The sequence below is a fragment of the Haloferax sp. S1W genome (assembly GCF_044593955.1).
Lineage (GTDB): Archaea > Halobacteriota > Halobacteria > Halobacteriales > Haloferacaceae > Haloferax.
On the sequence record NZ_CP172595.1, the window covers coordinates 1189584 to 1212664 of the forward strand.

29 protein-coding genes and 1 pseudogene are annotated in these 23081 nt (G+C 62.6%); 10 read left to right on the plus strand and 20 right to left on the minus strand.

Features of this window, described 5'->3' with window-relative positions; translation table 11 throughout:
* Position 1 precedes the first annotated feature (1 nt).
* Positions 2 to 1765: a helicase HerA domain-containing protein gene (locus tag ACH9L7_RS06215; RefSeq protein WP_396612863.1), complete on the plus strand. Its 1764-nt coding sequence runs from the start codon at positions 2 to 4 to the stop codon at positions 1763 to 1765.
* An 18-nt stretch (positions 1766 to 1783) separates the two neighbouring features.
* Here ACH9L7_RS06215 and tpiA read toward each other — a convergent pair whose 3' ends face one another.
* The 13 genes from tpiA to ACH9L7_RS06280 all read right to left on the minus strand — a co-directional run bounded on the left by tpiA (position 1784) and on the right by ACH9L7_RS06280 (position 11209).
* On the minus strand, positions 1784 to 2428 hold the full coding sequence (tpiA, locus tag ACH9L7_RS06220; RefSeq protein WP_396612864.1) for a triose-phosphate isomerase: 645 nt from the start codon (positions 2426 to 2428) through the stop codon (positions 1784 to 1786).
* A gap of 109 nt (positions 2429 to 2537) precedes the next feature.
* Positions 2538 to 3059, minus strand: a complete 522-nt coding sequence (locus ACH9L7_RS06225) for a multiprotein bridging factor aMBF1 (RefSeq protein WP_396612865.1) — start codon at positions 3057 to 3059, stop codon at positions 2538 to 2540.
* Between the two features lie 120 nt (positions 3060 to 3179).
* Positions 3180 to 3617 (minus strand): hypothetical protein, encoded by a 438-nt coding sequence (locus ACH9L7_RS06230; protein WP_396612866.1) that lies wholly within the window; start codon positions 3615 to 3617, stop codon positions 3180 to 3182.
* 32 nt (positions 3618 to 3649) lie between these two features.
* Positions 3650 to 4252 carry a CDP-alcohol phosphatidyltransferase family protein gene (locus ACH9L7_RS06235; RefSeq protein WP_396612867.1) on the minus strand — a complete coding sequence of 201 codons (603 nt, stop codon included), beginning with the start codon at positions 4250 to 4252 and terminating at the stop codon, positions 3650 to 3652.
* Positions 4249 to 4758, minus strand: a complete 510-nt coding sequence (locus tag ACH9L7_RS06240; protein WP_396612868.1) for an adenylate kinase family protein — start codon at positions 4756 to 4758, stop codon at positions 4249 to 4251. The genes ACH9L7_RS06235 and ACH9L7_RS06240 overlap by 4 nt, the downstream gene beginning before the upstream one ends.
* Entirely contained in the window at positions 4755 to 5840 is a 1086-nt protein-coding gene (hisC, locus tag ACH9L7_RS06245) for a histidinol-phosphate transaminase (RefSeq protein ID WP_396612869.1), read from the minus strand. The genes ACH9L7_RS06240 and hisC overlap by 4 nt, the downstream gene beginning before the upstream one ends.
* Before the next feature lie 87 nt (positions 5841 to 5927).
* The gene (locus ACH9L7_RS06250) at positions 5928 to 6866 is read right to left on the minus strand and encodes a substrate-binding domain-containing protein (RefSeq protein WP_396612870.1); all 939 of its coding nucleotides are present in this window, start codon (positions 6864 to 6866) and stop codon (positions 5928 to 5930) included.
* 128 nt (positions 6867 to 6994) lie between these two features.
* Complete coding sequence (locus ACH9L7_RS06255; RefSeq protein WP_396612871.1) at positions 6995 to 8593, minus strand: GMC family oxidoreductase; 1599 nt, start codon at positions 8591 to 8593, stop codon at positions 6995 to 6997.
* Between the two features lie 23 nt (positions 8594 to 8616).
* Entirely contained in the window at positions 8617 to 9207 is a 591-nt protein-coding gene (locus ACH9L7_RS06260) for a gluconate 2-dehydrogenase subunit 3 family protein (protein WP_396612872.1), read from the minus strand.
* A 49-nt stretch (positions 9208 to 9256) separates the two neighbouring features.
* Entirely contained in the window at positions 9257 to 9643 is a 387-nt protein-coding gene (locus tag ACH9L7_RS06265; protein WP_396612873.1) for a DUF1648 domain-containing protein, read from the minus strand.
* Between the two features lie 63 nt (positions 9644 to 9706).
* Positions 9707 to 10438, minus strand: a complete 732-nt coding sequence (locus tag ACH9L7_RS06270) for a fumarylacetoacetate hydrolase family protein (RefSeq protein ID WP_396612874.1) — start codon at positions 10436 to 10438, stop codon at positions 9707 to 9709.
* Between the two features lie 97 nt (positions 10439 to 10535).
* Positions 10536 to 10796, minus strand: coding sequence for a hypothetical protein (locus ACH9L7_RS06275; protein WP_396612875.1), 261 nt, complete (start codon positions 10794 to 10796; stop codon positions 10536 to 10538).
* Between the two features lie 35 nt (positions 10797 to 10831).
* The gene (locus tag ACH9L7_RS06280; protein WP_396612876.1) at positions 10832 to 11209 is read right to left on the minus strand and encodes a hypothetical protein; all 378 of its coding nucleotides are present in this window, start codon (positions 11207 to 11209) and stop codon (positions 10832 to 10834) included.
* Between the two features lie 185 nt (positions 11210 to 11394).
* Here ACH9L7_RS06280 and ACH9L7_RS06285 point away from each other — a divergent pair, with 185 nt between their 5' ends.
* Together ACH9L7_RS06285 and ACH9L7_RS06290 are read left to right on the plus strand one after the other, a co-directional pair.
* Entirely contained in the window at positions 11395 to 12111 is a 717-nt protein-coding gene (locus ACH9L7_RS06285; RefSeq protein WP_396612877.1) for a metal-dependent hydrolase, read from the plus strand.
* Between the two features lie 86 nt (positions 12112 to 12197).
* Positions 12198 to 12596, plus strand: a complete 399-nt coding sequence (locus ACH9L7_RS06290; RefSeq protein ID WP_396612878.1) for an OsmC family protein — start codon at positions 12198 to 12200, stop codon at positions 12594 to 12596.
* Positions 12597 to 12700: 104 nt separating this feature from the next.
* On the opposite strand, the gene ACH9L7_RS06295 is transcribed toward ACH9L7_RS06290, so the two are convergent.
* The 3 genes from ACH9L7_RS06295 to ACH9L7_RS06305 form a co-directional block, all read right to left on the minus strand.
* Entirely contained in the window at positions 12701 to 12835 is a 135-nt protein-coding gene (locus ACH9L7_RS06295; protein ID WP_396612879.1) for a hypothetical protein, read from the minus strand.
* A 78-nt stretch (positions 12836 to 12913) separates the two neighbouring features.
* Entirely contained in the window at positions 12914 to 13513 is a 600-nt protein-coding gene (locus ACH9L7_RS06300) for a DJ-1/PfpI family protein (protein WP_396612880.1), read from the minus strand.
* 93 nt (positions 13514 to 13606) lie between these two features.
* Positions 13607 to 14389 (minus strand): HAD-IIA family hydrolase, encoded by a 783-nt coding sequence (locus ACH9L7_RS06305; protein ID WP_396612881.1) that lies wholly within the window; start codon positions 14387 to 14389, stop codon positions 13607 to 13609.
* 78 nt (positions 14390 to 14467) lie between these two features.
* Here ACH9L7_RS06305 and ACH9L7_RS06310 point away from each other — a divergent pair, with 78 nt between their 5' ends.
* The 5 genes from ACH9L7_RS06310 to ACH9L7_RS06330 all read left to right on the plus strand — a co-directional run bounded on the left by ACH9L7_RS06310 (position 14468) and on the right by ACH9L7_RS06330 (position 18103).
* A complete protein-coding gene (locus tag ACH9L7_RS06310) occupies positions 14468 to 14722 on the plus strand; it encodes a hypothetical protein (protein WP_396612882.1) in 255 nt (84 codons plus the stop codon).
* A gap of 86 nt (positions 14723 to 14808) precedes the next feature.
* Positions 14809 to 15591 (plus strand): GTP cyclohydrolase III, encoded by a 783-nt coding sequence (locus ACH9L7_RS06315; protein ID WP_396612883.1) that lies wholly within the window; start codon positions 14809 to 14811, stop codon positions 15589 to 15591.
* A 3-nt stretch (positions 15592 to 15594) separates the two neighbouring features.
* Positions 15595 to 16593, plus strand: a complete 999-nt coding sequence (locus ACH9L7_RS06320; RefSeq protein WP_396612884.1) for a zinc-binding dehydrogenase — start codon at positions 15595 to 15597, stop codon at positions 16591 to 16593.
* A 6-nt stretch (positions 16594 to 16599) separates the two neighbouring features.
* Positions 16600 to 16977: a 6-pyruvoyl trahydropterin synthase family protein gene (locus ACH9L7_RS06325; RefSeq protein ID WP_396612885.1), complete on the plus strand. Its 378-nt coding sequence runs from the start codon at positions 16600 to 16602 to the stop codon at positions 16975 to 16977.
* A 1-nt stretch (position 16978) separates the two neighbouring features.
* Complete coding sequence (locus ACH9L7_RS06330; RefSeq protein WP_396612886.1) at positions 16979 to 18103, plus strand: glycosyltransferase family 4 protein; 1125 nt, start codon at positions 16979 to 16981, stop codon at positions 18101 to 18103.
* 20 nt (positions 18104 to 18123) lie between these two features.
* Here ACH9L7_RS06330 and ACH9L7_RS06335 read toward each other — a convergent pair whose 3' ends face one another.
* Both ACH9L7_RS06335 and ACH9L7_RS06340 read right to left on the minus strand, forming a co-directional pair.
* Entirely contained in the window at positions 18124 to 18321 is a 198-nt protein-coding gene (locus ACH9L7_RS06335; RefSeq protein WP_396612887.1) for a hypothetical protein, read from the minus strand.
* Between the two features lie 28 nt (positions 18322 to 18349).
* The gene (locus tag ACH9L7_RS06340; protein ID WP_396612888.1) at positions 18350 to 19639 is read right to left on the minus strand and encodes an MFS transporter; all 1290 of its coding nucleotides are present in this window, start codon (positions 19637 to 19639) and stop codon (positions 18350 to 18352) included.
* Between the two features lie 243 nt (positions 19640 to 19882).
* On the opposite strand from ACH9L7_RS06340, the gene ACH9L7_RS06345 reads away from it, so the two are divergent.
* Positions 19883 to 20410 carry a hypothetical protein gene (locus ACH9L7_RS06345; RefSeq protein WP_396612889.1) on the plus strand — a complete coding sequence of 176 codons (528 nt, stop codon included), beginning with the start codon at positions 19883 to 19885 and terminating at the stop codon, positions 20408 to 20410.
* 34 nt (positions 20411 to 20444) lie between these two features.
* Here the strand turns inward: ACH9L7_RS06345 and ACH9L7_RS06350 are convergent, their stop codons facing one another.
* Together ACH9L7_RS06350 and ACH9L7_RS06355 are read right to left on the minus strand one after the other, a co-directional pair.
* A complete protein-coding gene (locus tag ACH9L7_RS06350) occupies positions 20445 to 21020 on the minus strand; it encodes a hypothetical protein (RefSeq protein ID WP_396612890.1) in 576 nt (191 codons plus the stop codon).
* A gap of 280 nt (positions 21021 to 21300) precedes the next feature.
* Entirely contained in the window at positions 21301 to 21435 is a 135-nt protein-coding gene (locus ACH9L7_RS06355; protein ID WP_007543265.1) for a hypothetical protein, read from the minus strand.
* A 58-nt stretch (positions 21436 to 21493) separates the two neighbouring features.
* Between ACH9L7_RS06355 and ACH9L7_RS06360 the strand changes: the two are divergent.
* Positions 21494 to 22771: pseudogene (locus ACH9L7_RS06360) on the plus strand (RNA-guided endonuclease TnpB family protein).
* Positions 22772 to 23081 lie beyond the last annotated feature (310 nt).

The window sequence follows — 23081 nt, forward strand, 5'->3', positions numbered from 1 at the left end:
GATGACGGATTCGGACACGGAAACCATCTCGGTTGCCGAGATTAGTAGCGGTCCAGGGGGAGTTGGTACCGAAGACCCGGGCACGACGGTCCACCTGCCGGTGGTCGATATCCTGACCGGTCGAGGGTTCATTACGGGCAAGTCCGGGTCCGGGAAGTCGAACACGGCGTCGGTTATCATCGAGAACCTGCTGTCGGCGAACTTCCCGGTACTCATCGTCGACACCGACGGCGAGTACTACGGACTCAAACAGGAGTTCGAACTCTTACATGCGGGTGCGGACGACGAGTGCGACATACAGGTGAGTCCCGAACACGCCGAACGACTCGCGACGCTCGCGCTCGAACAGAACGTCCCAATCATTCTCGACGTGTCCGGCTACCTCGACGACGCCGCGGCCGACGAACTCGTGACTGAGGTCGCAAAGCACCTCTTCGCCAAGGAAAAGAAACTCAAGAAGCCGTTTTTGATGCTCATCGAGGAGTGCCACGAGTACATCCCGGAGAAGGGCGGGATGGACGAAGCGGGCAAGATGCTCATCAAAATCGGCAAGCGCGGACGGAAGCACGGCCTCGGCGTCGTCGGTATCTCCCAGCGCCCGGCCGACGTGAAAAAGGACTTTATCACCCAGTGTGACTGGCTGGTCTGGCACCGTCTCACCTGGCGCAACGACACCAAGGTCGTCGGCCGTATCCTCGGGTCGGAGTACGCCGATGCCATCGAGGACATGGGCAACGGCGAGGGCTTCCTCGTCACCGACTGGTCCGAGACGATTCGGCGCGTCCAGTTCCACAAAAAACAGACGTTCGACGCAGGAGCGACTCCCGGTCTCGACGACTTCGAACGGCCCGACCTGAAGTCCGTCGACGGCGACCTCGTCTCGGACCTGAAAGAGATATCCGACGAGAAAGCCCGTCGAGAGAGCCAAATCGCCGACCTGAGACAGGAACTCGAAAAGAAGGATGCCAAAATTCGGCAACTCGAACGCGAGTTAGAGGAGGCCCGCGACCTGTCGCGGATGGCCGACCAGTTCGCACAGGCGATGTTCCAGAAGGCAGAAGCGCCCTACCGCGGCGGGTCGGGGCGGAACCTAAACCGGCCGGAAGAACAGCAGGCGGCCCTCGCGGAGTACAACACCCAGAACGCTGGCGAACCGACTGATTCAGACGTTGCCGAGGCGACGGCAGGAGCGGACACCGACGCCGGAGACGACACCAGCCCGGCACAGGCCGCCACATCCGATTCGCCGCCCAGACCGCTCCTCGAAGCGCCTGACGGTCCACCGTGGCCCACACACGGGTTCGGTAGTCTCGAACGCGCCGACGCGTCCGACGACGAATTCGACTTCGAAAGCGAGATGGGCGAGTTCGAACCCGCGGACCTGCAACCGGCACCGGGCGCGCAGGACCGACGCGACGTGGTCGACCGCATGACGGCAATCGTGGACGCGCTCGACGAGGTGCACCACGGGATGCTCGCCCACTACCGCGAGCGCGGTATCTCCGAACCGCTTGCGGCCCACGTCGCTGCGGGCGAGACTGGCAACCAGCACCTCGCGTACGGTCGCAACCGGTCGCTCCGTCGGGCGGGATTCATCCGCCACGCCGGTCGCGGGAAGTACGAGTACGCGCTTCCTGACCTCGTCAGCGACGAGTACGCAGACCTCTTGGACGACGACGAACTTCGAGAGACGGTCGCAGCTATCGAGGCGTCGTTCCTCGACGACATCGACATTGACGACGGAGCGTCGTCGGCCGAAAACTGAGTCGCTGCGGTCGCTTTCTTACAGTCCCGAGACGAGGTCTTCGAGCGCCGCGCGCGGGTCGTCGGCTTTGGCGACGCCGGACGCGAGAAGGATACCCGACGCGCCGAGTTCTTCGGCGGTCACCACGTCGTCGCCGGTGGAGATACCGGCACCGCAGTACACGTCTACGTCCTCGTCCACGTTGGCTGCGGAGTCGACGGCGTCGGTGACGATTCCGGGGTCGGCAGTCGCGACGGACACGTCGCCACCGATGAGTTCCGGCGGTTCGACGGCGACCGAGTCGGGGCCGAGTGCGGCGACAGCGCCGATTTGGGCGGGGTTGTTGCCGCAGACACAGGTCTCCAGACCGGCACGGTCGGCCGCCTGAATCGACCCGTCGATGTCGGCGAGTTTCAGTCGGTTCTCGGAGTGGTTGATGAGCGTTCCAACCGCCCCCGCTTCGGCGACAGCCTCCGCGAGGGTGCTTCCGGTATGGCTCCCGTAGCCGTTGGGGTCGACGTGCTGTGCCCACGTCTCGACACCTGTGTCTGCGACACGGGCGATGTCGGCCGCCTGCGGTGAGACGGCGATGCGGACGCCGGACTGTTCGGCGACATCGCGCGCGGCGGTTGCGACTTCGATGGGGTCACACGGGTATGCCTTGAGATTGACTAAGATGAACACACCGGACGTGGGGTACGGCGAGACTAATAAATTGGTTTTCGGGGCCGTCGTTGCCACGAGACGGTCGAAAATCGTGAGGAATCAGAACGGCGATAGTGAGCCGAACGCGTCAGTCTTTGCGCTTGACAACGTCGCCGAGGGTGGTCGTCGTGTTGCTGCCGCCGGACCACTCGGATTCGTCGTCGCTCGCGCCCTCGACGAGCGAGATGTCGAGTTTGCGTTCGAGTTTCTCGCGGACGGAGTCCGGTGGCAGGATGTCACCGCGTTCGAGTTTGCGGATGAGACTCGCCTTCTCGTTGAGGGACTTCGCAAGGTCCTCCTGGCTCATGTTGCGGGACTCACGCGCGTCGCGGATGCGAGCGTCGTAGTCGGCCGCAATCTCGTCCATGTCGTCGAACATGTCGCGGCGACGGCGCGTCTTCGAGGAGGACGAAGAGGACCCCGAGGAGCGAGACGTCTTCGAACTCGACGAGGAGGTGGAGTACTTCGTGCTCGTGCTGGAGGACGCCGACTCGGTGCGGACCTCCGTGCCGAACTCGGCGCAGTCGTCACACAGTTGTAGTTCTGCGCCTTCGACCTTCACTTTCTTCAGAGAGGCTTGGTCGGAGCCGCACATCTCGCACTGAGGCATACACTCACGTACCCCCCGGCCGCGTATAAAAGACACGCCCCCGGCCACGCGGTGCGAATTGTGAGCACAGTCGTGACGGCCACGTCTCCCGGGTTTTCTCCGGCATCCACATCTCGCGGGCTATTCTCGGCGATGGAGCGCCGCCGCGCGACGACTGATTGGGTCAGTCACCACGCGATAGCCACGCCGGTAGACGACGAGGTGAGTGAGTGGAAGCAGCACCACGAACCCGACGGGATACAGCAGTTCCCGGAGTCCGGGGAGAGAAAACGGGAGTTGTCCGACCGTAGCGAAGGACCCGCCAGCCGCGAAAAACACCGCGAGCGCGCCTCGCTCCGCGGGACTTGCAGGTCCCGTCCGCGGGTGTTTCGGACAGTACGCGACGAGGTATGCGAGGACACCGATTGGTATCACGACGAGGAGCGCACCGAGGAGATTCGGAAATCGGTGGTCGCGGGCGGCCGCGTTGCGCGAGAGCCAGACCGACGAAGCGACGACGAGAATCCAGAACAGACTCGCCGAACCAGCGTGACCGAGAGACGGGAGTACGGAGGGCACATCCTCCCCGAACGTGTCGAAAAACTAATGTCTTACGTCAGGTCGCTCCACGCGCCCCAGAAGCGCTGGAAGGCGGTGAAGTGGCCGATGATGGCGAAGAACACCAGCAACCACCCGACGAGCGTGAATCCGGCGAGCGTGTTGGTGTAGACAGCCGACGCGACGCCGACGAGGCCGATGAGCGCCAGTCGGTCGGCGCGGCCGACGAGGCCGCCGTAGGCGCGGCCGAGACCGACCGCCTGAATCTGCGTCCCGAGGTAGGAGGTCATGAGGACACCCGTAACGGCAGCGAGGCCGAGCGCGTACGACTCGATTCCGGCCGCGAGGCCGACGAGCACGACGATGTCTGCGTAGCGGTCCAGCACGTGGTCGAGCAGGTCGCCAGCCTCAGAGGAGACACCTTGCTCGCGTGCAAGCGCGCCGTCGACGAGGTCGAGCCAGCCGTTGAAGAAGACGAACACGGCTCCGACTCCGTACCAGAGCGGGTCAGCGAGGCCGAAGGCGACGCCCGCGGCGATGGCGAACCCGAAGGCGATGACGCTCACGCCGTTGGGGGAAAGCCCGATGGCATCAGCGGCGGAGACGAACGGGACGAGGAGTTTGTCGGCGGTGTCGCGGTACTGGTCGAGCGTCATAGGTATTCGATGAAGTCGACGGTTCCGGCGGACGGTTCGCGCTCACCTGCGGCGACGGCTTCGATGTCGTCGGCGACGGCCGCGGGGTCGCGGTCGGTCGTGTCTATCTCGTAGACCGACTCCTCACCGTGGAACTCGACGGCTTCGCCGAGGACAACGTCGAGGGCTTCGGATTCGCGGTTTTCGCGTGCCTTCGCCTCGGGTTCCCCTCGGTCGAGCAGGCGCTGTTCGAGGATATCCGGGCGGCAGCGAAGGACGACGACTCGGTCGGCGTCGAGATGATGTGCGAGATGGCTCTCGACGATTCCGTCCCAGTCGCCGAGGTGGTCGCGGACGGCGTCGATGTCGACGACGAGCGTGTCGCGGTCTTCGTCGCGCTCGGTCCACAGTCCCTCGTCTTTGACGAGTTGGTTGAGGTGGACCACGTCGAGGTCGAGCGCGTCGGCGACGAGGTTTGTCGCCGTCGTCTTCCCGGTTCCGGGGGTTCCGGTGACGGCGATTCTCACGCGGGCGGCACCTCCGAGACGATTCGGTTGAGGACTTCGACGGCGCGCTTCGTCTGTGCTTTCGTCCCGCAGGAGATGCGGATGCACTCCGGCAATCCGAAACTAGAGCAGTCGCGGACGATGACGCCCTCACGTTGGGAGGCCTCCGAGACGGCAGTAGCGTCGCCGACTTCCGCGAGGACGAAGTTTCCGGCGCTCTCCCACGTCGGCACGTCGAGTTCGGCGCGGAGGTAGTCGCGGGACCACTCGACCGATTCGACCGTCTTCTCGACGTGTTCCTCGTCGTCGAGGGCCGCAAGAGCAGCGCGACATGCGAGTTCGCTGGCCGCGAACGGCGTGTTCACCCGGGCGTAGGCGTCGGCCCATGCCTCAGGAACGCAGGCATAGCCGATTCGAAGTCCGGCGAGGCCGTACGCCTTCGAGAACGTGCGCATCACCGCGATGTTATCGTACGCAGAGAGCAGGTCGATTGCGGAGGGTTCGGCGGAGAACTCGCCGTACGCTTCGTCGACGACGAGGAGCGTGTGGTCTTCGACCGATTCGGCGAGCGTTTCGAGTTCGTCGATAGCGAAGGTCGCCCCCGACGGGTTGTGCGGCGTCGTCAGGTAGACCATCCGCTCGCCGTCGTAGACGTCGAGGACCAACTCGGCGGTCTGTTCGAAGTCATCGCCCTTCGACACCTCGTACTGGGCGGCGTCGCCGTGGTGGTAGCGGGCGCTCATCGAGTAGTAGGTAAATCCGGGCGACGGTTCGAGGACGCGGTCGTCGGGTTTGAGCATCGCTCGCGTCAGGTAGTCGATAGCCCCGTCGGCACCGGGCGAAACCCACACTTGTTTGGGTGTGAGGTCCCACTTGTCGGCCAGTTTCTCCGTCAGGTCGGTGTGCGCCGTCTTCGGATAGACGCTCACCGTCGGTGCGGCATCCTGGATAGCCGCGACGGCCTGTTGGCTCGGACCGTGGGGGTTCTCGTTCGAGGAGAGTTTCGTCAGGTCCTCGGGGTCCAACCCGAGTTCGCGGGCGACCTCCTCTGTCCCGCGGCCGGGCACGTAGGGTGCGTGCGCGGAGAGGTCCCGTGGTTGCATGGTCGAATGATGCGGGTCGCGGTTCTTAAGGGTGCGTACTCGCGGTCGATACTGCTGCGAGTCGCCAGTTTCGAGAACGCGACGTGTTCAGGACCTGTCGCTGGCCGGTCGGTACTGGTCGAACGTCGGGTCTTCGTCCAGCGCGTCGGGAACGAACAGCGTCGATTCACCGAACGACCGAATCAGTTCCTGTCCCGTGCGTCCGGTCATGAACCCGACATACGCCATCGCGAGCGGGTAGTTCACGTCGTGTCTGGCGGGGTTCGTCGGGATGATACCGTAGTCGTTTCGGAGGCGTTCGGGACCGCCGCCGAGTGGCCCTTCGACGAAAGGAACGAGTGAGATAGAATCGCCGAACACGCTGAACGTCCCGCGGTCGACGAGCGTGTACGCGCCGCGTCTGCTGGCTTGCCGGAGCGTATCGCCCATTCCGTCGCCGGTGGCCTGATACCACCGTCCCGAGGGGTCTGCCTCTGAGTGTTCCCACAGCGACTGTTCCCGGCGGTGGGTCCCGGAGTCGTCGCCGCGGGAGAGAAACAGCGACTCGCTTTCGGCGATTGCGTGGACGGCGGCGAGCGGGTCGTTCCCGACAGCACCGACCCCCGCCGGGTCGGATTCGGGGCCGACGACGAGGAAGTCGTTGTGCATCAAATCGCGGCGGTTGATGCCGTGGCCCGCCCGGATGAACTCGTCTTCGGCCTCGCGGGCGTGGGCAATGACGACATCTGCGTCGCCGTCAGCGGCAGTCCTGAGGGCCGCGCCGGTTCCCTGCACGAGCGTCTTGACCCGGATATCGAACCGCGCGGTGAACTCCTCGTGAAGCACGTCGAGCAGTCCCGTGTCGTAGGCGGTCGTTGCTGTCGCGAGCACGATGTCGCGCTCGTCGCCGCCGGGCGCATCGCTGGCGTCTGTTCCGGTGTTTTCCGCCGCTCCGGTGTTTGGGCGACTGTCGTCTCCGCCGAGACACCCCGCGGCACCGACGATACCGAGCGCACCCACTGCCTGTACGTAGCGCCGCCTCCTCATAGACCGTGGTTTGCGAGCCCTCGGATAAACAGTACCGGTGTCGTTCCCAAAAGTATGGAATCGAATTCGATTACGCAGCGTTGCACTCAGCGACACCGACTCCCACGTGTCGCCTGCGACAAATCCAACTACAGAACCGCTCTCTCGACTGACTCGGCGAGGCGAACTGCAAGTGCGGCGATGGTGAGCGTCGGATTCATCGCCCCGCCGGTCGGAAAGACGCTCGACCCGGCAATCCAGAGATTTTGCAGGTCGTGGGTACGGCACTCGGCATCCACGACGCTCGATTCGGGGTCGTCGCCCATCCGAGTCGTCCCCATGTGGTGGAACGCCGGACCTGTGTTCTCCGGGCCGACGGCCCACTCCACGTCGACACCGAGTTCGTCGAGAACGGCCTGTTGAATCTCGTTGGCCCGTTCGAGCGCGGCTTTCGTTCGGTCGTCGATTGACCAGTGGACCGCCGGGACGGGGTCGCCAAGGTCGTCGGTCGTCTCGGAGTCGATGGTTACGTAGTTGTTCTCGTCGGGGAGTTGCTCGACCAGTGCACCCATGGCGACGTGCGTCCCGTAGTGCTCGGCTAATTGCGCGAGCAGTTCGTCGCCCCACGTGTCGGCGTGGAGCGCGTCGATGACGGGCGACGGACCGGCGTAGTTGAGGAACTCCAATTTGAGTCCGTTGACCGGGTCCGCATCGTCGTAGAACTGGTGGGTCTCGCTGGTGTTGAATCCGACGTGATTCTGTCTGGTCGGTCTGTCGAGACGGCCGCCCATCCCCGCGAACAGGTGGTCCATGAAGTACCGACCGACGAGTCCAGACGTGTTCGCCAAGCCGTCGGGGTATCGGTCGGACTCCGAAAGAAGGAGCAGACGCACGTTCTCGACGCCGCCACAGGCGAGGACGAACTGGTCGGCAGTCTGGCGGTGTGTCTCTCCATCGGGCGTTGTGTAGGCGGCGGCGACGACGCGCTCACCCGACGGGTCGTGTTCGAGTCGGCGCACGCGGGCGCGGTCGATGACCCGTGCTCCTGCGGACTCGGCCTTCTCGATGTGCGACTCGGCGGTGTACTTCGCCCCGGAGGGACAGACCGGCTTGCAGGTTCCGAAGCCGACACACGGACTGCGGCCGTCGTATGGTTCCGAGTTGCGGGCGTTCGGCACCGAGTGCATATCGATTTCGAGTCGCTCGCACGCCTCCGCGAAGATGGAGTCCGAGTGCGACGGCGGGAACGCAGGGAGTGGGTGGGGTTCCTCCCGTGGCGGGGCGTATGGGTTGTCCATCGCGCCGGCAACCCCGAGTTCGCGCTCCGCTGCGGCATAGTATGGGCGGAGGTTGTCGTACGAGATGGGCCAGTCTGCGCCCACACCGTGACGGGACGCGAGTTCAAAGTCGCGTTCGTGGAGACGCATCACCATCCCCTGCCAGTGGAGCGTCGTCCCGCCGACGCCCTTCACTCGGGCGGCGTTCAGCGGATAGAACGACGCTCCCGAGGAGGTAAAGGCGTCACGCGGGCCGCCCATGTCCCACGGGCCGTCGAGACCGGGCCGGATGTGTTGCTCTAGTTGTTCCTGCCTGTCGCCGTCGAATCGCGGCCCCGCTTCGAGGACGACGACGGTCGCTCCCGACTCGGCGAGGCGGTTGGCGACGATTCCCCCTGCGGGACCCGCGCCGACGATACACACGTCGGCGTCTTCAACCGGCGTGCGGTCTGACTCGATGCCGTCACTCATTGGTCACACCCCTGTCAAGGCCGTCACTCATTGGCCTCACTCCCGTCAGTGTTCTCACCTTCGACAGCATCTCCCGGCATCGACGCCCGCTGGTAACTCTCTGTCCCGCCACCGTGACCGATTGGATTCTCGATGCCAACGAGTTTGCCCCCGGTCGGTGACGCGTAGAAGGCGTAGAGAAGTTCGTTCACGACGTGGAACCGGATTCGCTCGGAAATCGTCCCACCCGGCACCGGGTCGGCGGTGTCGACGCCGAGTTCGCGAAGCAATTCGTCTCGGTCGTCGGCTGGAAGGGCGGAAAATGCGTCACCGTACCAGTCGCGGGCGATATCGTCGAGTTCGCTCGCGGCAGTCCGTATCGCGTCCCGGCGGGATTCGTCTCTCGCGCGGCCGACGACGTAGGTTTCGACGAACTCGGCGACGCCTTCGGTCTGACTTGGGTAGACAACCTCGCCTGCGGCGACCATCGTCTCGGTGACAGCAGTCGGAACGCCATCGGAATCGGAATCCGACGCTGCGGTCGGCGGGTCGAACGAGTCGACCGCCGCAGCACCCGCGCCGACGACGCCGAGACCGGCGAGAACTGCAATCGCATCCCGTCGAGTCAGTCGCATTCGAGGGGGATTAGGTGAGCCTAAACATATGGCTTGCCCTCCGTCGAGCCTATCGTTGGATGAGAAACACGACGACGACGAACGTGACGAGTGCAGGAGCGAGAGCCATTGACACGTTGATTTGCATGCCGAGGTTGTACGCGAGTACGAGCGCCTGTACGTAGCCGAGGAAGGTGGCGAGCAGTGGGTCGAACACTGGCGGTGCGCTGGTTCCGATGCCGAGCGACCCGGTGGCTCTGGTTGCGACGAGCGTGGCGAGGCCGATACCCGGAAGGAGGAGGACACCGGCAGGTGCCGAAACGAAGGAATCCGGTTCTCCACCGAGACCGAAGTGAATCGCCACCTCTGCGGGGAGAAGCGGCAGGAGGGCGAGACTCACGACTGCAGTGGCAACAAAGAGTCCGACGCCGACAAGCGTCAACCGATGGACCTGCATACGATATCTTCGGTGTCGGTTCCTGAAAATTTCTTGCAATGAATGCCGACGAGAGACGCTGGGTTAGTCCTGTCGCACGTCGTGTTCGAGGACGCCGACGCCTTCGACTTCGATTTCGACGTGGTCGCCGTCTTCCAGTGGACCGACACCCTCGGGCGTGCCCGTCGAAATCACATCGCCGGGTTCGAGCGTCATGTACGTCGTAATCTCGGCGACGAGTTCGGGAACCGAGAAGATGAGATACTCGATACTGGAGTCCTGCCGCGTCTCGCCGTTGACCCGCAGCGAGATGCTGGCGTCCTCCGGGAGGTGTTCGGGGTCGGCGAGGACCGGGCCGAGTGGTGCCGCGCCGTCGAACGCCTTGCCCCGGACCCAGTTCGTCTCGATGTCCTGGTCGTCGCGGTTAGACACGTCGTTCATGACGGTGTAGCCCGCGATTACGTCCTCGGCGTTCTCGGGTTCGACGTTTCGGCACTGCTCGCCGATGACGACGGCGAGTTCGGCCTCGTGTTCGATATTGTCCTTCCCCGCCGGAAGGGACACAGTGTCACCGTGGCTGGCGACGGCGTTCGGCGGTTTGAGGAACAAAAGCGGGCGGTCCGGAACTTCCTCGTCGCGTTCTTCGGCGTGCTTGGCGTAGTTGCGGCCGATACAGACGATTTTCGTCGGTTCGCACGGCGGAAGCACATCTACGTCGTCGAGGTCGTACGTCTCGCCGCCGAAAGAGACCGAGTCGCCGTGCCACTCGCCCCGCCGGACCGCACCGGCCGGGTCGCGGAATCGAACGTGATGCATGCGCGTCGGGTCTGGTGCGGGCGTGATAGGTCTTTACACTCCCCACGTGTTCGGCCGGTTTCGGGCTGCGTTCTCAGCACTCTTTCGACAGCCCCCGTTAGAACAAGGTGATGACGCTCCCAACCGCGAAGCCGACTGCTAACGAAAGCGTCGAGACGAGCGTCTGTCTGGCAGTCGCTCGAAACACGCCGGAGAGCAGCAGACCGAGCGACCCGCCGAAGAAGAACTCGCGGAGGGCAAGCATTCCTCCCGAGAACTGTGCTGCCGGTACTGCCAGTTCGACGAGTACGATGCCGGTCAGACCGATGAAAAACAGGGTTCCGTCCCGACGGATGTCACGCGCTTGTTTCGCGGGCACGCTTCGTCCGTCGCGGCCATATAATTAGTAATTTGTCATGACCCGTCGTCGGATGCGACCTCTCGCGCCTCGGTAACGAGGTCTTCCGATTCGGCGAGTGACCCCGAATCGAGTGCCACCGCGATGCCCTCGCCGCTCGAAAGCACGAAGTTCATCTCGACGACAGACGGGAACACTTTCATCGTACAGACGAGTTCGTCGTGGTCCTCGGTGTAGAGGTCGCCGTAAACGGGTGCCATGAGTGACTCCATCCGGGAGTCGTCGACCGCCGCCGCAACGTCGTGTTCGGAGTATTCGGCGGCGACATCGTCCCGAAGAAAGGCCACGTCGAACTCATCTTCTTTGTAGATGACGATACTTCGAAGGCTCCCACTCGTTCGCTTCGTGAAGAATTGCTCGAGTCGGCCGGCCATCTTCGTAACCATAGCTCCATAATGTCATAAGTTAACATAGTATTTTCCACCAACCAGTTATTTACCACGCGTCGTCCGACGGGTTCTCGGTGGTCTCCCCACCGACGAACCACTGCAAACCATTGCGAACCTCCCTCCGTCTCCGAATACCTTTTTGTGTATTTCGCGAGTAACTTCGGGGTGCTATGGAACTCACTTGGCACGGTCACTCAACGTGGCACGTCACCGTCGGAGACACCACACTTCTTATCGACCCGTTCTTCGACAATCCGTTCACGTCGTTGGACCCGAGCGACGTGGAAACGCCGGATTACGTCCTTCTGACGCACGGCCACGCCGACCACATCGCGAACGCGGGCGAGTTCGAGGGCGCGACGGTCGTCAGCACGCCAGAACTCACCGGCTACGTCGAAGCCGAGATGGGCGTCGAAGAGACCATCGGCATGAACATCGGCGGGACCGTCGAACTGGGCGACGCATACGTCTCGATGGTTCGTGCGGACCACACGAACGGCATCAACACGGGCTACGAGTACGACGCCGGTGTCCCGGCCGGGTACATGATTAGCGACTCGGTACCCACACAACAGTCCGACGCCGAGGCGACGACGTTCTACCACGCGGGCGACACGGGCCTGATGACCGACATGCGCGAAATCTTCGGGCCGTACTACGAACCCGACGCTGCGGCGCTCCCCGTCGGCGACCACTTCACGATGGGACCGTGGCAGGCGGCGGTCGCCACCGATTGGCTGGACGTAGACCACGTCTTCCCGATGCACTACGACACCTTCCCGCCCATCGAAATCGACATCGACGACTTCGAGCGCGAAGTGAAGGCGGCCGGCAGTCGCGCCGAGGTCCACGTCCTCGACGGCGACGAATCCTACACCCTCGAATAACCTCCCATATCGCTTTTTCGCGGTCGATTGCGCCCGACGCCCGACCGAACAACCGTTAGGGGAAAACGGTCCCTCGATTGGACTAGATGTCCGATATTCAGACCTCTACCGTTAGCGAGGATGGCTTCGCAAGCACGAGTCGAGTCGGCGACTTCGCCCTCCAAATCGACGCACGCAACGAACACGGGCCGAATCCGAACGCGACACTCGTCGCCACGTACGCCTCGTGTTTCCTCCCGGCGCTCCGCGTCGGCGCGAAGAAGACGGGTGTCGGCGACCTCGGAAAGGTTCGAATCGACGCCGATGCGACGCTCAACGGGGGGCGAGACCTGACGAGCGTCAGTTTCGACGTGTACGTCGAAGCAGCACTCACGGACGACGAACGTGCCGAGGTTATGACTCTCGCCGAAGACATCTGTCACGTCCACACGGCGCTCCGTGACGGCCTCCATGCGGATGTGAGCGTTTCCACCGGCGTATTCTAAGTGAGCGAGCGGGGACGCACCGCTCGTAGTGCGTCATTCAGCTCAAAAATGGGCCGGTCCGAGTACCCGAACACCACCACAGAGCCGTTCGACGGTCACCCAGACTACTGGTGACGCTTCTTGTACGCTCGAAGGCTCATTGCTTCACCCTCCACGATTACGACCTCCCCCTCTTGTGGGTTCGTCTCGACGGCATCGTCGACCTGTTCGCGGAAGTATGGGCTGTTCGGCTCTTCCATACGAGTCCCTACGTCGCTTTTGTTAAAAACCTTTGTCAGACATTCTCATCCGTGGTACTCACGGTGTGCGATGGATGACTAGTCGTCACCTGCGGCCTTAACCGTCGGCTCGTGGTCGATTTCGGTGCCGAGGACATCGAGGAACGCCGCCAACCACTCGGGGTGGTCGGGCCACGCCTGTCCGGTGACGAGGTTCCCGTCCACGGTCACGTCATCGACCCAGGAGCACCCAGCGTTCTCGACTTCGGCACGAACGGCGGGATAGGCGGTCATCTCGTAGCCGTCGAGGACACCCGCGGCGGCGAGAATCTGCGGCCCGTGACAGATGGCCGCGACCGGTTTGTCTTCTTCGAAGAAGTGCCGGACAGCGTCCAGTACCTCGTCGTATCCGCGGAGGTACTCGGGCGCGCGGCCGCCGGGGACGACGAGCGCGTCGTAGTCCGCCGGGTCGACATCCGCGAATGTCGCGTTCAGCGCGAAGTCGTGTCCGCGCGTCTCCAGATACGTCTGGTCGCCACGGAAGTCGTGGACGGCTGTTTTACACGTGTCGCCGTCTTCCTTTTCGGGGCATACCGCATCGACCTCGTGGCCAACCATCTGGAGCGCCTGAAACGGTACCATAATCTCGTAGTCCTCGACGAAGTCGCCAGCGAGGAGTAGAATCTTCTTTCCAGTCATTGTACTCACCCAAGTGTAAATTGTTACCTCAGAACAATAATGATTTTGTAGGGGCAAGTGACGGTCAGCCACGAAAATAGGTCTGTTCGGGGATTACTCAGTCAGAATCGTCTCGATATCTCCGAGACTGTCGAGCACGTAGTCGGGTTCGTACTCGCTTGCGCCGAGTGTTTCGGCGTCGGTCACACCGGTTTTGACGAGGGCCGTTCCCATCCCCGCTGACGCACCGAGGGCGATGTCCGTATCGAGTCGGTCGCCGACGACGAGTACTTCTTCGGGGTCGAGACCGAGTCTGTCGAGGATGATTCCCTGTGCGACTGGGGACGGTTTCCCGAGAATCGCGTCAGGCTCGCGGCCAGCGACTCCAGAGACGGCGTGGATGATAGCGCCCGACCCGGGGATGTCGCCGTCGGCCGACGGGATGACGATATCGGGGTCGGTTCCGTAGAATGCCGCGCCGTCTTCGAGGGCGACGTACGCCTCGCGCAGGTCGTCGTAGTGGAACCCCCGGTCGATAGCGACGACGACGACTTCGGGGTCGGCCGACGCCGAGGCGAGTTCCAGACCTGCGTCTCGGAGCTGGTCGCGGAGACCGGACTCGCCGATGCAGAACGTTTTCGCACCCGGATGCTGGTCGGCGACGTACGCCGTCGTGGTCGTCCCGGACGTGACGATTTCGTCGGCCGCGGCGTCGATACCGGCTCGACCGAGGCGCGCTTCGTAAGCCGGTGGGGCCTTGGTCGGGTTGTTCGACACGAACAGGCGGTCGAGTCCGGCCCGCTCGATGGCCGCCAACCCGTCGAGCGCACCCGGTATTGCTTCGTCACCGCGAACGACTGTTCCGTCAACGTCGAGGACGACTCCTCGGTACTCCATCGTCCGTGATTGGAAGGCCGACTGGTTGAACGTTCTCCCAAGAGAATAATTATGTCATGTCATCCCGTACCATGAAATATGGGTGTCTCCTCCAAGCAAGTCGTCGGGTGGTTGCGTGGCCCCGCGACCGGAAACAGCGCTATGGGTGTCTACGGGTTGGTGACCGCGATGGTCGCGCTCTTCGTGACGTATTCGACCGTCGCGACGATAGCTGTCGCCATCCCGCTGTTGTCGACGACAGCTATCGTTCTGACCGGGCTCGTCGTCTGGGTCGTGCTGTGGGCGGCTCTCGACGTGGCAGCGAGTTACTTCCTCCGCGACACACAGGCCTGACAGCCCCGTGCCGGTCGCTGTGCGGTGTCTCGGCAGACCCGTCGTAGAACCAAAGAACGATATGCGCGTCACCCGATTCGTCTATTGTGACGAATACGCAGCTGACACTCGTCCAAATCGACAACTACGGTCCGTGGACCGTAACACCCGAGCCTCGGCGGGAGATGGACCTCCAGACGCTCCAGTCGCGGCTCTTTGCCGACCTGGCTCAGTTCGTCGGTTCCCGTGACGGGTACGTCTTTTTCACCCGTTTCGACAACATGGTCGCCATCACCAATGGCATGGACCGGGACGACCACGAACTCCTTCAGGAATCTATCGCCAACCGATATCCGGTGACGCTGAGTCTCGGTATCGGCGTGGACCACAACCCAGCGGTCGCACTCGAACGCGCGACGGACGTTGTCCAGCGCGCGGGCAGCGCACAGGACCACGAGCGGCGCGAGGTACTCTCCGGAGAGACGCTCGCCGCGGAGAACCGCGCCGACTCCGACGTGCAAATCGCCCACTTCGACGTGAACGACGCGACCGGCAAGTACACAGACCGCCTCAACGAGTTCGACACGTTCATCCACATCGAGCAGGGCTACGCCTCGCTCATGCGCTACCTCCGAACGGAATACGGCGCACTGTCGTTCTTCGTCGGCGGCGACAACATCATCGCCGTCACGCCCGACCTCACGGCGAGTCAGTATCGCGCGGCCATCGACCACGTCGAGGCCGAGGCGGGTGTCGAACTCAAAGTCGGCGTCGGGACGGCCTCGAACGCCCACGAGGCCGGGTTCGCGGCCAAGCACGCGCTCGAAGACTGCCGACATCTCGGCACGACCGTCGAGTTCGCCGACGCCCCGCTCGCCGCAGACGACTGACCGATGCACGGACGCGCGGTCTACTTCGTCGGGCCGAAGCAGGTCGAAGTTCGCGACCGCGACGTTCCCGACCCCGGCCACGACGAGGTGCGCGTTCGAACCCGACGCTCCGCGATTAGCTCCGGGACCGAACGACTCGTCTATCGTGGCGAGGCACCCACGGACCTCCCGGCCGACGAGTCTATCGCCGCCCTCGACGGCGACCTCTCGTTTCCGCTCCAGTACGGCTACGCCGCCGTCGGGACGGTCGAAGCCGTCGGCGACAACGTCGATGCATCCCTGCTTGGCGACCGCGTCTTTTCATTTCATCCCCACGAGAGTCACTTTCTTTCCCACCCATCGGAACTCAGGCCGATTCCGGATGACGTGAGCGACGACCGTGCTGCGCTCTTGCCGACGATGGAGACGGCGCTCAATTTCGTGATGGACGGTCGCCCGCTGGTCGGCGAACACGTCGTCGTCTTCGGGCAGGGAGTCGTCGGTCTCGTGACGACGTGGCTCCTCGCGAAGTTCCCGCTCGGAAGCCTCACCGTCGTCGATTGCGTGCCGGAACGACGGCAACTCGCGCTCGAATTCGGTGCCGACACAGCGGTTTCGCCCGACACGCTCGCCCACCCCGCAGACGGTGCCGACCTCACGTTCGAACTGTCCGGGAACCCCGATGCGCTCGACGACGCGCTCGACGTGACGCGATACGACGGCCGGGTCATCGTCGGGTCGTGGTACGGGACGAAACGCGCCTCACTCGACCTCGGCGGTCGGTTCCACCGCTCTCGAATCAACGTCGAGAGCAGTCAGGTGAGTACCATCGACCCGGCTCTCAGCGGTCGATGGGACACAGAGCGTCGGTTCTCGCTCGCGTGGGACCACTTGGAGGGCGTGCCCATCGAGGCGCTCGTCACGCACCGCCTCGATGTCGGTGATGCCGCGCTCGCCTACGAGTTACTGGAGGACGAACCCGACGATGCCGTCCAAATCCTCTTTACGTACGGCGACAGTTGAGGTGGTATGTATCGTGTGTCGGTTCGCCAAGAGGTTATCGCGCAGCACTATCTGACCGTTCCCGACCCCGGTCCCGAAGGTGACCTCCACTCGCACGCTTTTACTGTCGAAGTCGAGCTGAGCGGCCCGGAACTCGACGACTATGGGTACCTCGTCGACATCGACGACGCGAACTCGGCACTGAAGACGACGCTCGCGCGCTACCGAGACGAGACGATGAACGGCCTCCCGGAGTTCGACGGGAAGAATCCGAGCGTGGAGCGATTCGCCCGCGAGGTGTGTGACAGATTCGTCGCCGCCGCCGACCTTCAGAACCCGACGCACATCTCGGTTCAAATCTGGGAAGACGATGTTGCGAGCGCAACGTACGAGACGGATATCTAACGTGCATCTCGGATTCGTCGTCTACGGGCCGCTCGACGACCGCTCCGGTGGGTACCGATACGACCTCGAACTCGTCCGCCGGTTCCGCGATGCGGGTGACGAGGTGACGGTCATGTCGCTGCCCGAGCGCCCGTACTGGGCGCGACTCGGAGACAACGTGACAGCGGCCCGCCGACTGCGAGCACTGGACGTGGACGTACTGCTTCAAGACGAACTGTGTCACCCCTCGCTCGCGGGGGCGAACGCCGCTCTCGACGACGAGACGCCCGTCGTTTCTGTCGTCCACCACCTGAACTCGCGGGAGAACTTCCACCCGTGGCGACGGCGACTTCGAGAACTCGTCGAGGCGCGCTACCTCGAATCGGTCGACGCGTTCGTCTTCAACAGCGAATCGACGAAAGAGAGCGTCGCGGCCCTCACAGAGACCAGTCCGAGCGTCGTCGCCTACCCTGCTGGCGACCGCTTTTCGGCGTTCGAGTCGCCGCCGACACCCGAAGAAATTCGAGCGCGCGCGACCGAGGAGCCGCTTCGCGTCGTCACCGTCGGCAACATCGAACCCCGGAAGAACATCGATGGGTTGCTCAGAGGGCTGTCTCGCGTCAGGTGGAACTGGGAGTTGACTGTCGTCGGCGCGGCGGTCGATGCCACCTACGAGCGCGGCCTGCAGAAACTCGTTCGTGCGTTGGGTATCGACGACCGAGTCCGCTTCACTGGCCGCCTCTCGGACGCCGACCTCGCGGCGACGCTCCGCGAGTCGCACGTATTTGTGCTCCCCTCGCACTACGAGGGGTTCGGCATCGCCGCGCTCGAAGCGATGGGGTTCGGACTCCCGGCGATTGTCTCGACTGCTGGCGGCGGGAGCGAACTCGTCACGCACCGCCACGACGGCTACCTCGTCGACCCGTCGGACCCGTCGGAGATAACCGACGCAATCGCACCGCTGTGTCGAAACCGAGACCGGTTGGTCGACCGCTCGCTGGCCGCCCGAGAGCGGTATCTGAACCACGTCTCTTGGGAAGAGACAGCGCGGGCAGTCCGAGCGTTCGTCGCCACGGTCGCCGACGGTTCGGGGACAGGAACTACCGGCGCGTCCGGTACAACCGATACGACTCGACACGTTGGGTGACGACCCGGCGAGTCGAGTGATTAGACGAATTCGAACGCACCGAGGGCGGGTGCTGCGCCGAGATACGGTTCGCCGATATCGACGCCCACATCGATACACGGCGACCCCTTCGATAGGTGCAGAAAGTCGCCGCCTGCGGCCGTTCGGACGAACTTCGGGTTGTCGATACCGAGGTTCCACGAGTTGTGCTCACCGCGGACGTTGAACGGTTGGTACACCGCACCGCGCCTGTTTACGTGAGTTGGCTCAATCGCCTGCTGTCGGTGCCGACACCGACTCGTCGACTGTCTCTCCGACCTGGGTGTAGACGAGGACCAGTCCGACGGCACCGAGTGCGGTAGCGACGACGAACGGAACTGCGAACCCGAAGCCGACGAGGATGCCCGACGAGAGCGTGCCGAAGGCGACGCCGAGACCGAATCCCATCGTCAAAAGCGAGAGCGTCGACCCAGATTGCCCGCCTTTCGCGAGGTCCCCCGCGAGCGCGAGCGAGGGCGCGAACACCGCCGCGACGGCCACTCCCTGAAGGAAGCGCGCAAGAACCATCGACAGCGACGAGAGCACGAACCCCTGTGCGAGTGTCGTGGGCAAAAGGAGGACGAAGCCACCAAGAAGGAACGGTCGCCGTCCGTATCGGTCGCTCAACATCCCGAGAGGGTACTGGAAGACGACGTTTGCGAGCACCGTCGCACCGAACTGCGCCGCAAAGAGGAACGGCCCCTGGTCGAGGCGGGCGTTGATGAGGTTGGCGAGCGGGGCGAAGATGGCGAGGCTCAGCGTCATCACGATAGTCGCGATACTGAGCGCGAACACGGGGTCGAGACCCGACCCATCCCGGTTCCGAATCGCGATGGAGATATCCTCGGCCGCTTCGGTCCCGGGTCGCTCCGGGTCTTCGATGAGGAGTGCGATGAGCGCGAAGCTACTGACCGCACCGGCAACGGCGACGAGGAAGGCGGCTTCGAAGCCCGATATCGCCACGTCGAACGCGGTGTACGGTCCGGCCACGACGACGACGCCTGCGACCAGCGGTCCGACGCCGAAGCCGAGCAGTCTGAACGTGTTGAAAAGGCCGAAGTTCCCTCCGCGTTCGTCCTTCGCAGACAGTTCGTTCACAAGCGCGACGGTGACTGGGATAGTGAAGGCCGCACCGATGCCTTGCAGGCCGCGCATCAGCAGTATCGAGACGTAGTCTGTGAAGAAGATGTACCCCGCACTACCGACCGCGACGAGCGCTAATCCGGTCAGTAAAAACACTTTGCGCCGACCGGTCTTGTCCGACAGTGCCCCGGTAAACGGTTGGCTGAGGCTGTTGAGAAAGGCGAACAGCGAAAGTACGATGCCGATGAGGAGTTCGGGCGTCACCGCGAACTTAACCACGCCGAGCGAGACGGCAGAGCCGACGAAGGCCGGAAGTGAGACGATTTGGCTCCCGATGTACAGCGGCAACACGACGATGAGAAACGAGTTGGCTATCGCATCGACCATCCGAGCCAACGCAAGCGCCAAGATTCGGCTGTCGAGGCTCCGACCCATCGTTGGTCGGTACGGACGATAGGGCCATGAATCTACGCTGGGCAGATACTCTCCAGTACCGTTTCGGACGAACAGCGCACGGTGACTCACCTGTCGTCTCCACCGTGTTCTGTCTGTAGACCTACACCAAGACACCGTGACTGGCGTGATTGTTCACTATTACAGTCACAATATCCAACATAATGTCATTATAACAATATGTGTGTCAGACGAATGTAAGGTGCTCCTGCGAGCACAAGAATCATGACTGACTTATCAAGTACAGCGCAGGTTTCGAGACGAACCGTTCTCCGAAAGGGAGCGATAGTATCCAGTGTCACACTCCTCGGTCTGGGTGCGAGTGGCAGCGCAACTGCACAGGGCGCTCCCGACTTCACCTCCCGAGTATGGGGTGACGGAGAGACGTGGGGCACAAAAGTAACCGGTGAAATCAAACATCCGAACGAGCAGTCACTGGACAAGTTCTTCGTCATCACCAACCCAGTCACGGGGATGCTTCCAGAGGGGACGCTTCCGGTGTCTGAGGCCGCGCCAGGAAACTCGGACTACAACGGCGGTCGGTGGTGGACCCACACCGTCGCATGGACAGAAGCGGGGAAGAGGGCCCACGGTCCCACCCCACCACTGCTCACCCGGTATGGACCCGCAGACGACCCAGAATCGATTCTGTTTCACTACAACCTCGGGCACCTCGAAATCTCCGAAGGGTCGCCATCGGGTGGCCCGCCGGATTTCTTCCGCTGTCCGCTCCTGCCCGATAAGAGCGACTAACCCCTGCTCTTCTTCCCTGTCCTCTGAATTTCGACTAGTCGTCTGAAACGATGGTCCCGTCGTACTTTTCCTCCAGCACACTCCACATCGTGCGCTCGAACGTCGGTGACACCACCTGCGTTCCCCGCGAAAGAATGATATCCGTCTCCTCGCTGTCGTTGGCGATGAATCGGTAGACGACGAGGTCACCGATGTTGAGCGTCGAGACGAGGTTGTTCGCTTCGACGAGGAGCGTTTCGAGACCGAGTTTGTCGATGGAGAACGTCGCATACACCGCTTCGAGCGGAACGACCTCCAGACAGTCGTCGTCCTCGCCGTAGACGAATTCGATGTGGTCGCCAACACGGTGCGAGACGACTCGATACTGGTCACCAGTCTGCTCGCCGAGTACCTGCAGGAGGAGTTCGTCCGTGTAGCCCGATGCGTCCGCGAACGCTTCCACAGACGATTCTGCGGTCAGCAACTGCTCTGCGGTCTCCGGTTCCTCCGCGCTCCGGTGGGTGGCTTCGACGACATCTTTCGGTTGTTGGTCCCGCTCTTCGGTGAACTCCGCCATGAATTCGTTCGCCACTTCGACGGCTTCGTCCCACGAATCCACCGTCGCGGTCATCGTGTGGTCACCGTGGACGCCCTTCGAGAACCAATCTTGTACGACCCGAATTCGGTACGTGGCCGGTCGTTGTGCTCTCCCCCGACTTCGAGAGACTGACGACCGATAACGCGGCTCTATCTTGACCGATAACTCGTACTCCGCGTGTCGGAATACCGCCGACGTTTGACCGAGATGGTCGGTGGTCCACCCCGCGTTGGGCTCCCTCATCTTGCGGTAGCGAGGAAACCCCGCCGTAAACGGCGGGGAGGAATCGCGTTCGTACACAGTACCCCTTGACTTACAGTGGCCCCTCGGTGTCCAGTGCTTTCGCACCCTGAATGACGAGTCCACGCCACGTCAGGCCGTGTGCTTCCTTTACTTCGCTCAGTTTCTCGTATTCTTCGTCGCTCACTTCGATGTTCAGGTTCGGCATCTATGCTACAACTTAGTGAATCAATAGTTTTAACTTTCATGGTTTCGAGTGTTCTACTGTGACCGCTACTGCCACCAAGACGTTGCAGGCCACGCTCGCGCCCCCAACGGCGCACAAAGAGCGTCGTCTTCAACGAACTGTGGCGACCTACCGTCGCGCTCTCTCCGAATCGTTCGAGAGTGGCGCGACAACACAGACAGCGGTTAACGACGTTGTGACGCCGTACACGCTCACGTCCTACGCGAAAGACGCGCTCAAGTCCTACGTCCCGAAACTGCGGGACACGTACAACGCTTCGCAGTTGAAGGACGACCACCCCGTTCGATTCACGAACCGTGGGTGGCGTCTCGACCACTCTGAGGAGCGACGACACGAGTTCTGCTGGCGCGTCCCACAGGCAGGACGTGGCAATGCGTTCTGGATTCCGCTCCGTATCAATCCCGCACAGAGAGAGTTGTGGGACGACCTCCTCGACGGCGACATGTCGGTCGGAGAGTTTCGACTGCAAGAGCATCGAACGAATTGGGTGCTTCACGTCACTGTCGAGTACGAGGTCGCAGAGCCAACTGAACCAGACGAGCCGACGTACATCGGATTCGATATTGGGGAATCCAAACTCCTGACGGGCTGTGCCCTTCGGGACGGCACTCCAACCCAACCGTACATCTACAACGGCGGTCGTGCCCGACGCCTCCGAAAGGAGATGTTCACGACCCTCCGTCGCCTCCAAGAGCGAGACGCCGAGTGGCGAATTCAAGAGCGATTCGACCATTATCAGAACGCTCTCACGGATATTGTCGAGAAAGCGTCTCGACAGGCTATCGAGTACGCCCAACAGTTCGAGAACCCCGTTATCGTTCTCGAAGACCTGTCGTACATCCGCGAACATCTGGACTACGGGAAGTGGATGAATCGTCGTCTTCACAACTGGGCGTTCGCACGACTCACTGGCCGAATCGAGGACAAAGCCCGTGACGCGGGCATCTGTGTCAGACTCGTGAACCCAGCGTACACGAGTCAAACATGCCATGAGTGTGGACACATCGGTTCTCGTAGTTCTCAAGCCATGTTCCGCTGTACGAGCGACGAGTGTTGGGTGACGGAGTACCAAGCAGATATTAACGCGAGTGTGAACATCGCACGTCGCGTAGACCCGTGGGGAGAGAGGTGCGCGTTGAAACTGCACACCAATGACTCGCCATAGGATGGGAGTGCTTGTGACAGCACCACAGGACACCGCGAGCAGAGTCGGAAATCCCGACAGACGACGCTCGGGGACTTCAGTTCTGAAACCTCCGACGACGAGGCTTCCCTTGTAGGAAGCCCCGCCCTTTAGGGCGGGCGAGGATGTCACACGAGCTACGAGCTAGTCGGGAATAATAAGGGTGTTGACAAATAAGCTACCGAGAACGAAGTAGGATTTATCGGCAATATGAACGAACCAACGGCCTCAATTGGTAAGTACAACTGATGTACATGACAAATTGAATATATGGATATTGCCAATCAACAACGATCAAGAGAGTAACCGAGGGACACACGTGTCATCGCCACGCGGGCGAGACTGGAATTCGTCGACAAAAGTGGGAGAGTGGTGGGAGGAGCGGTTAGCAGAGTTGTGCGGCCACATAGGCTGCCTCTGACAA

What these genes read in the sequence shown, in the direction of transcription:
- ACH9L7_RS06215 (WP_396612863.1), top strand. Translation starts at nt 2, where the DNA reads ATGACGGATTCGGACACGGAAACCATCTCGGTTGCCGAGATTAGTAGC.
- ACH9L7_RS06225 (WP_396612865.1), bottom strand. Translation starts at nt 3,059, where the DNA reads ATGCCTCAGTGCGAGATGTGCGGCTCCGACCAAGCCTCTCTGAAGAAA.
- ACH9L7_RS06235 (WP_396612867.1), bottom strand. Translation starts at nt 4,252, where the DNA reads ATGACGCTCGACCAGTACCGCGACACCGCCGACAAACTCCTCGTCCCG.
- hisC (WP_396612869.1), bottom strand. Translation starts at nt 5,840, where the DNA reads ATGCAACCACGGGACCTCTCCGCGCACGCACCCTACGTGCCCGGCCGC.
- ACH9L7_RS06250 (WP_396612870.1), bottom strand. Translation starts at nt 6,866, where the DNA reads ATGAGGAGGCGGCGCTACGTACAGGCAGTGGGTGCGCTCGGTATCGTC.
- ACH9L7_RS06255 (WP_396612871.1), bottom strand. Translation starts at nt 8,593, where the DNA reads ATGAGTGACGGCATCGAGTCAGACCGCACGCCGGTTGAAGACGCCGAC.
- ACH9L7_RS06260 (WP_396612872.1), bottom strand. Translation starts at nt 9,207, where the DNA reads ATGCGACTGACTCGACGGGATGCGATTGCAGTTCTCGCCGGTCTCGGC.
- ACH9L7_RS06265 (WP_396612873.1), bottom strand. Translation starts at nt 9,643, where the DNA reads ATGCAGGTCCATCGGTTGACGCTTGTCGGCGTCGGACTCTTTGTTGCC.
- ACH9L7_RS06270 (WP_396612874.1), bottom strand. Translation starts at nt 10,438, where the DNA reads ATGCATCACGTTCGATTCCGCGACCCGGCCGGTGCGGTCCGGCGGGGC.
- ACH9L7_RS06280 (WP_396612876.1), bottom strand. Translation starts at nt 11,209, where the DNA reads ATGGCCGGCCGACTCGAGCAATTCTTCACGAAGCGAACGAGTGGGAGC.
- ACH9L7_RS06285 (WP_396612877.1), top strand. Translation starts at nt 11,395, where the DNA reads ATGGAACTCACTTGGCACGGTCACTCAACGTGGCACGTCACCGTCGGA.
- ACH9L7_RS06290 (WP_396612878.1), top strand. Translation starts at nt 12,198, where the DNA reads ATGTCCGATATTCAGACCTCTACCGTTAGCGAGGATGGCTTCGCAAGC.
- ACH9L7_RS06295 (WP_396612879.1), bottom strand. Translation starts at nt 12,835, where the DNA reads ATGGAAGAGCCGAACAGCCCATACTTCCGCGAACAGGTCGACGATGCC.
- ACH9L7_RS06300 (WP_396612880.1), bottom strand. Translation starts at nt 13,513, where the DNA reads ATGACTGGAAAGAAGATTCTACTCCTCGCTGGCGACTTCGTCGAGGAC.
- ACH9L7_RS06305 (WP_396612881.1), bottom strand. Translation starts at nt 14,389, where the DNA reads ATGGAGTACCGAGGAGTCGTCCTCGACGTTGACGGAACAGTCGTTCGC.
- ACH9L7_RS06310 (WP_396612882.1), top strand. Translation starts at nt 14,468, where the DNA reads ATGGGTGTCTCCTCCAAGCAAGTCGTCGGGTGGTTGCGTGGCCCCGCG.
- ACH9L7_RS06320 (WP_396612884.1), top strand. Translation starts at nt 15,595, where the DNA reads ATGCACGGACGCGCGGTCTACTTCGTCGGGCCGAAGCAGGTCGAAGTT.
- ACH9L7_RS06325 (WP_396612885.1), top strand. Translation starts at nt 16,600, where the DNA reads ATGTATCGTGTGTCGGTTCGCCAAGAGGTTATCGCGCAGCACTATCTG.
- ACH9L7_RS06340 (WP_396612888.1), bottom strand. Translation starts at nt 19,639, where the DNA reads ATGGGTCGGAGCCTCGACAGCCGAATCTTGGCGCTTGCGTTGGCTCGG.
- ACH9L7_RS06345 (WP_396612889.1), top strand. Translation starts at nt 19,883, where the DNA reads ATGACTGACTTATCAAGTACAGCGCAGGTTTCGAGACGAACCGTTCTC.
- ACH9L7_RS06350 (WP_396612890.1), bottom strand. Translation starts at nt 21,020, where the DNA reads ATGACCGCGACGGTGGATTCGTGGGACGAAGCCGTCGAAGTGGCGAAC.
- ACH9L7_RS06355 (WP_007543265.1), bottom strand. Translation starts at nt 21,435, where the DNA reads ATGCCGAACCTGAACATCGAAGTGAGCGACGAAGAATACGAGAAACTG.